This window comes from Mycobacterium sp. TH-M106, assembly GCF_057473765.1.
The window spans coordinates 1-6,968 of record NZ_JBYCLE010000032.1; the positions used below are offsets into that span (position 1 = coordinate 1).

At 70.9% G+C, this 6,968-nt stretch carries 4 protein-coding genes; 2 read left to right on the forward strand and 2 right to left on the reverse strand.

Annotation, left to right across the window (positions count from 1 at the left end):
• Positions 1-68: 68 nt before the first annotated feature.
• Positions 69-800, reverse strand: coding sequence for a thioesterase II family protein (locus AC2VOP_RS01000; RefSeq protein ID WP_486959231.1), 732 nt, complete (start codon positions 798-800; stop codon positions 69-71).
• A 79-nt stretch (positions 801-879) separates the two neighbouring features.
• The gene (locus tag AC2VOP_RS01005) at positions 880-1,446 is read right to left on the reverse strand and encodes a GNAT family N-acetyltransferase (protein WP_486959232.1); all 567 of its coding nucleotides are present in this window, start codon (positions 1,444-1,446) and stop codon (positions 880-882) included.
• A 74-nt stretch (positions 1,447-1,520) separates the two neighbouring features.
• On the opposite strand from AC2VOP_RS01005, the gene AC2VOP_RS01010 reads away from it, so the two are divergent.
• Both AC2VOP_RS01010 and AC2VOP_RS01015 read left to right on the forward strand, forming a co-directional pair.
• The gene (locus AC2VOP_RS01010; protein ID WP_486959234.1) at positions 1,521-6,614 is read left to right on the forward strand and encodes an amino acid adenylation domain-containing protein; all 5,094 of its coding nucleotides are present in this window, start codon (positions 1,521-1,523) and stop codon (positions 6,612-6,614) included.
• Positions 6,611-6,968 (forward strand): condensation domain-containing protein (locus tag AC2VOP_RS01015; protein ID WP_486959233.1); only part of this gene is annotated, 358 nt, incomplete at its 3' end. The genes AC2VOP_RS01010 and AC2VOP_RS01015, both read left to right, overlap by 4 nt.

Consider the following 6,968-nt stretch of genomic DNA (forward strand, 5'->3'; position numbering starts at 1 on the left):
GGGCGCCTCGACGGCCATTCCGGCGATGACGACCGGATCGGCTGCTGGGGTTGCAGATTCGACGTCACTCACGCCAACAACTCTGACACCGCGTCGAGGTGGCCGTTGAGGTAGAAGTGCCCGCCGTCGAACAGCGTGACGTCGAGGGTGTCGGTGTGCTTGCCCCACCCGTACAGATCACCCAGGCTGACGTACGGGTCGCGGTCGCCGCCCATCGCGTGCACCGGCGCGGCCACGCGGGCGTCGTCGGCGCAGTCGTAGTCGTCGAAGGCCCGGTAGTCGGCCTTGATCACCGGCAGCGCCAGCCGCATCAGCTCACGGTTGGTGAACACCTCGGTGTCGGTGCCCTCCAGCCTCGCCAGGTGGTCGAGGATCTGCTCGTCGTCTTTCGGGTGCGGCGGTTTGGCGGCGACGCGGCAGGGCGCTACCGCCGCGGAGACGTTGAGTCGGCGCACCGGCAGGCCGTTGGCTTCGGCGAGCCGCACGAACTCGAACGCGACCAGGGCGCCCATGCTGTGCCCGAAGGCGACGATCGGGGCGCCGCGGTTGCGCTCGGACGCGGTGAATTCGTCGAAGGCGCCCGCCGCCATCGCCGGCAGCGTCAGCAGCGGCGCCTCGCCCAACCGGTCCTGGCGGCCCGGATACTGAAAGACCACCACGTCGAACGTGCTGCTGAGCGCCTTGGCGAAGTCGCGGTAGGCCGACGCCCCCGACCCGGCGTGCGGAAAGACCAGCAGCAGAGGGTGACCGGGCGCAGCCGAACCGTGGAACTGCCTCATCCAGCCCAAGCTGCGCGGCACGCGGCACCACCTCTCGATCGCCCGGCTGCACCGGGCCCGCCCGACCCAGTAACTTAGTGAAGCCTAACGTAACTTGTGGTCAGCGTTGCTCCCGGTCGCGGATCATCAGAGCGGCCCGCTTGTTCGGCAGGTCGACCACGGCGGCCCGGTGGAACCCGGCATGCTCGAGAATCCGGACCGCCCGCTGGTTGGCGATGTCGGGCTCGGTGACCACCCGGGTGGCCTTCGGGTCGGCATCCAGCAACCAGCAGGCGATCGCGTGCATCAGGCTTGCGGCCAACCCGTGACCCCGGTAGCGGGCCGGCCCGAGCAGCCCGTGGACGCCGGTGTCGTGGTCACGGGCGGCGTAGTGCTGAGCGAGCGGGTCGAGGTCGGCTCGGTAGAGCTCCCAGTAGCTCATCGGGGTGCCGTCCAGATCGCCCAGGTACGCGGTGCAGTGGGCGCTGCGGTTCAGCCGCACCAGATAGCACGCGATCTGCTCCCGGGGCCACGGCATCTTCCAGAACCGGGCCACCTCGGGGTCGTTCATCCAGGAGTGCACCAGGTCGAGGTCGCGGGCCACGTCGAGCCGGCGCAGCGCGAACTCCCCGCGAAAATCCGCATGGTCCAGGGTGATCCGGCGCTGCCACAGGTCCAGTCTGCTCACCGTTGCACCTTCCGGCCGGGCGGCCGACCCACCCAACCCTCCGGCCTGTTAGCATAGCCTATGCTAACGAGATGATGAACCCGGCAGGCGATCACCACACCGTGCAGGAACGCCGGCGGGAAGTGCAGGCACGCCGGCGGGAACTGGTGCGCCGCCGCATCGCAGAAAGCGGCCTGGCGGCGGGCGCCGGGGACGCCGCGGCTGCGGCGTTGCGGGCGGGGGAGCACTACCGGCTGGTGGCCGGCCAGCGCCGGATGTGGTTCCTGCAGACCATGGCGCCCGACGACAGCACGCTCAACATCTGCGTCGGCTATCGGCTCACTGGCGACCTCGACGAAGCACGGCTGCGCGGAGCGGTCAACGACGTGGTGGCGCACCACACCGTGCTGCGGACCACCTACCACGCGGACGCCGACGGTGAGCCCTACCAGGTGTTCCGCGAGCACGCCGAGGTGTCCTGGGGCGAGCACGACATCTGTGGCCTGCCGGAGGCCGAGCGGGCGCACCGGGTCGACGCGGTGGCGCGCAGCGAGTTCGGCAGACCCTTCGACCTCGCCGGGGAGCTGCCGCTGCGGGTGGCCATGATCCGCACCGGCCCGCACGACGTCGTGCTGCTGCTCGTCGTGCACCACATCTGCTGGGACGACGACTGCTGGGCCGTCTTCTTCGCCGAGCTCGAGGCTGCCTACCGCGGCCAGTCGCCCAGCGGTCCAGCGCCGCAGTATGTGAGCCTCTCCGGCGCGGACAAGGTGAGCGCCGCTGAAGCCGAGGTCGAATACTGGCGAGACACCCTGCGACCATTACCCGAACCGCTGGAGCTGCCATGGGCGACGGGCTCCCCGCCGACCGACCCGTCCCAGCGGGCCGAACGTCGGCGCCGGGCGGTGCCCGCCGAACTGCGCCGCCGGGTCGACGACTTCGCCCGGGCGCGGTCCGCCACCGCGTTCATGGTGCTGCTGGCGGCGTTCGCCGCCCTGGTCCGCCGCTACACCGGGGCAGCGGATTTCCTGGTGGCCGTGCCGGTGACACCGCGCAGTGCGGCGGCCCGCAACGCCATCGGCTACTTCGGCAACACCCTGCTGCTGCGCATCACCGTCGGGCCGTACGACACGTTCACCTGCCTGACAGACCGGATCCGGGACACCTGCCTGGGCGGCTTCGCCCACCAGTCCGTCGGCATCGACCGCGTGGTCAGCGAGGTCAACCCGGTGCGCGAAGGCGGGCGCGACGGCCTGGACCGTCTGGTCCGACTGGGTTTCAGCATGCGCAAGAGCGTCAGCGCACTGACGCTGGACGGCGTCGCCGTGCGGCAGCTCGACCTCGGCGCGGTCAGCACGCGGGTTCCGCTCGCGCTGGCGATCGTCGTCGATGCCGACAGTATGCTCGCCGAGTTCGAGTACCGGACCGACGCGCTGACTCACGCGCTCGTCGACCGGCTGGCGGGGCACTACCTGCAGCTGCTCGACAGCGCGCTCGGCGATCCCGAACGCCGCCTGCCCGGGCTGGACATGCTCGGCGCCGACCAGCGGGCGGCGATCCTGGCGCAGTCGCACGGTGAGCTCGTCGCCACCGCGGCGACCACGATGGTCGCGATGCTCGAAGCGACCGCCGCGGCGCCGGACGCGGTCGCGGTGGCCTCCGACGATGCGGAGCTGAGCTACGCCGAGCTGCACCGCCGCGCCAATCGGCTGGCGCGCTGGCTGATCGGCTCGGGGATCGGCACCGAGGACGTCGTCGGTCTGGTGATGAGCGCCTCGGTCGAGTTCGTCGTCGCGGTGCTCGCGGTGTGGAAGGCCGGCGCCGCCTACTTGCCGATCGACCCCGTCTACCCGGCCGACCGGATCGACTACCTTGTCTCGGACAGCGAACCACGAATCGTGCTGGACCGCAAGGCATTCGACGCCGCGGAGCGGGCCGCCGTGCAGCTTCCGGATGTCACCGTCACCGACGCAGACCGCATTCGCCCACTGCTCCCGCAGCACTTGGCCTACGTCATCTACACCTCCGGCTCCACCGGGCGGCCCAAGGGCGTGGCCGTCGCGCACGCCGCGATCGCCGAGCACCTGGCCGGTTTCGACGCCGAGTGGCTCATGAGCGCCGACGACCGGCTGTTGCAGGCCTCGTCGGTGAGCTTCGACGCGTCGCTGCCGGAGATGTTCCTGACGCTGTCGGTCGGTGCGCAGCTGGTGGTGCCCAAGCCGGATGCCTTCACCGACATCGAATACCTGACCAACCTGATCGAGCGCCGCGGCATCACCGTGCTGCCCATGGTGCCGTCGCTGCTGGACACCCTGCTGCAGCTGCCGCCGGACCCGCGCTGGCGACGGTTACGGCGCCTGCCGGTGGGCGGCGAGGCGCTGCCGGGGCGGGTGGCCGACGCCGCCGGCGGCCACTTCGACGCCGACGTGCGCAACCACTACGGGCCAACCGAGGCGGTGGTCTGCGCGACACACCACGTGGTGGACCGGCGCTACGGGACCGCCGTGGTGCCGATCGGGGTGCCCAACCGCAACGTCTACACCCACGTGCTGGACGGCGAGCTGCAGCCGGTGCCCGCCGGGGTGGTGGGCGAACTCTACCTGGGCGGTAGGCAGCTGGCCCGCGGCTACCGGGGCCGCCCCGGGTTGACCGCCGAACGGTTCGTCGCCGACCCGTTCAACCCGGGAATGCGGCTGTACCGGTCCGGAGATCTGGTGCGCCGCAACACCAGCGGGGAGCTAGAGTTCGTCGGCCGGGCCGACGACCAGGTCAAGGTCCGCGGCTTCCGCGTGGAGCTCGGCGAAGTCGAGGCGGTGCTGGCATCGCATCCGGCGGTACGGCAGTGCGCCGTGACCGCCGACAACGGCGAACTGCAGCCGGTGCTGACCGCATATCTGGTTCCGGCGGCCGAGTTGGACGTCTGCGACGTGCGTACCTACGCGGCGCGGCGGCTGCCTGACTACTTGCTGCCCAGCGCGTTCGCGGTCATCCCGGCGATACCGCTGACCGTGAGCGGCAAGCTGGACCGCTCCGCGCTGCCGACGGCGGCCGCGGTCGCCGAACACGCCTACCGGGCGCCGGCGACGCCGACCGAGCGGCGGATCTGCTCGATCTACGCGCGGCTTTTCGACCGCGAGCGGGTCGGTGCCGACGACTCGTTTTTTGCCCTGGGCGGCCATTCGCTGCTGGCCGCCCGGCTGGTCGCTCAGCTGCGCGCTGGGTTCGGTGTCGAACTGCCCGTGCGGGCGGTCTTCGACACTCCGACCCCCAGCGGGCTGGCTGCGCGGCTGGTGGAGAAGTTCCGCGCGGAGTTCGGCCTGGATCTGGACGCCTTGGAGTTCGACGACGGGTTGGACGCCGCCTCGGACGCCGTGCCCGCGGCCGGCGACGCGGCGGGGCGTCCCGGCATCACCGCCGCCGTGCCCGCGGCCGGCGACGCGGCGGGGCGTCCCGGCATCACCGCCGCCGTTCGCCCGCAACACATCCCGCTGTCTTATTCGCAACTGGCAGGGTGGTTCCAACACCGGATCGAGGGTGCCCGCGACGCCTTCAACCTGCCGTTCGCGTTGCGCTTCAGTGGCCGGCTGGACGCCGCAGCGCTCGCCGACGCGCTCAACGACGTAGTGGCGCGCCACGACGCGCTGCGGACCAATTTCGGCGAACACCAGGGTGTTCCGTATCAGTTCGTGCATCCGCAACTGCACCTGGAGTTGCCGGTCGAGCACGTCGGCGCGGACCGGGTCGACGCGGTGATCGCCGAGCTGCGCCGGCACGTACTGACCCCGGAGTCCGGACCGCTGATCCGGGCGAGGCTGCTGGTGATCGACGCGGACACCCATGTGCTGTTCGCGATCGTGCACCACCTGGTCTGCGACCATGTTTCGCTGGGCATCATCTTCGACGACCTGATCAGCGCCTACCGGTCTCGGCTGCTCGGGCAGCCGCCGCGGTGGCCCGCGCCGCCGGTCCAGTTCGCGGATTACGCGCAGTGGCAGCGCAATGCCTTCGACACCTCGGCCGGCTGGGGAAGCGACGAGGTGGCGTACTGGCGCGACGCGTTGGCCGGCCTTCCCGACGAAATCCACGTCGTCGCCGATCACCAGCGCCGGCCGCTGCTCGGCAAGCGTGGCCGGGTGGTGAACTTCACGCTGCCGGCAACCCGGCGCACGGCGCTGGTGCGGCTGGGTGAACACAGCGACGCCACCGAATTCATGGTGTACCAGGCCGCCGTTGCGGTGTTGTTGCACTGCCTCGGTGGCGGACTCGACATCGCGGTGGGCACCCCGGTCGCATCTCGGGTAGAACCGGCGACGGCGAACGTCGTCGGCCTGCTCGCCAATGTGGTGGTGCTGCGCAACGACCTGACCGGCGACCCGACCCCGCGCGCGATGGTCGCCCGCAGCCGCGACACGGTGCTCGACGCGTTCGCCCACCAGGAAGCCCCCATCGAGCGGGTGGTGGAGGCGGTGCGGCCGGTGCGCTCTCAATTCCGAAACCCGCTCTACCAGAACATGATCCATTTCCGCGGCGCCGACTGGGCAGTGGCGCCGCGCGACCTGACCGAAACCGGAGCGACCACCGTCGTAGCGCTGCCGGTCGATTTCGACGTCGCGCTGCTCGACCTGGACCTGGGCCTGACGGTGACGGCGGACGGGGCGCTCGAGGTGCGGGTGGTCGCCAACGCCGACTTATACGAAACGCCGACGGTCCAACGGATTGCCGAGGCGTTCGACGCCGTGCTGGCCGCGTTCGCAGAGACACCGGACCGGCCGGTGTCGACGCTGCAGCTGCTGCCGGCCGACGTGTTGACGACGCTGCTGGCCCCGCCCGCCGCTGCCGCGGATCGGTCGCCGGCACCGGGAGGTTCGGCGCAGACCGAACGGGTGCTGATCACCTTGCTGGAGCAGTTGCTCGACATCAGCGGCGTCGAGCGCGACGACAACTTCTTCGCCCTCGGCGGGGACAGCATCATCTGCATCAAGTGGTCGGCCCAGGCCAATGAGCGGGGACTGGCCCTGACACCGGCGATGGTGTTCGAGCACCTGACGATCGGCGAGTTGGCCGCCGCCACCGCCGCCACCGCTGGCGACCCGGCAACCCCGGTCCGGGAGTACCCGCCGATGAGTACATCGGGCCTCGACGCCGACGAGTTGGCCCGGCTCGCAGCGGCCTGGGACGAGCAGGCGTGACCGCGACCGCTTCCCAGATCGACGACGTTCTGGCGCTCAGTCCGCTGCAGGAGGGGCTGTTTGCCCTGCACAAGCTGGCCGCCGGCGGTACCGACCCGTACAGCATGCAGTTCGTGGTCGACGTGGACGGCCCGGTCGACGTCGGGTTGCTGCGCCGCAGCGCCGAGGCCATGCTGGTGCGGCACCCGAACTTGCGGGCCGCGTTCTGGGACCGCGATCTGCCCAGGCCGGTGCAGATCGTGCCGTCCGAGGCGACCCTGCCGTGGTCGGAACGGATCGCGGCGCCCACCGAATTCGACGCTATCTGCCGATCGGAGCGGCGCCGGCCGTTCGACCTGAGCCGCGGCCCGGCGC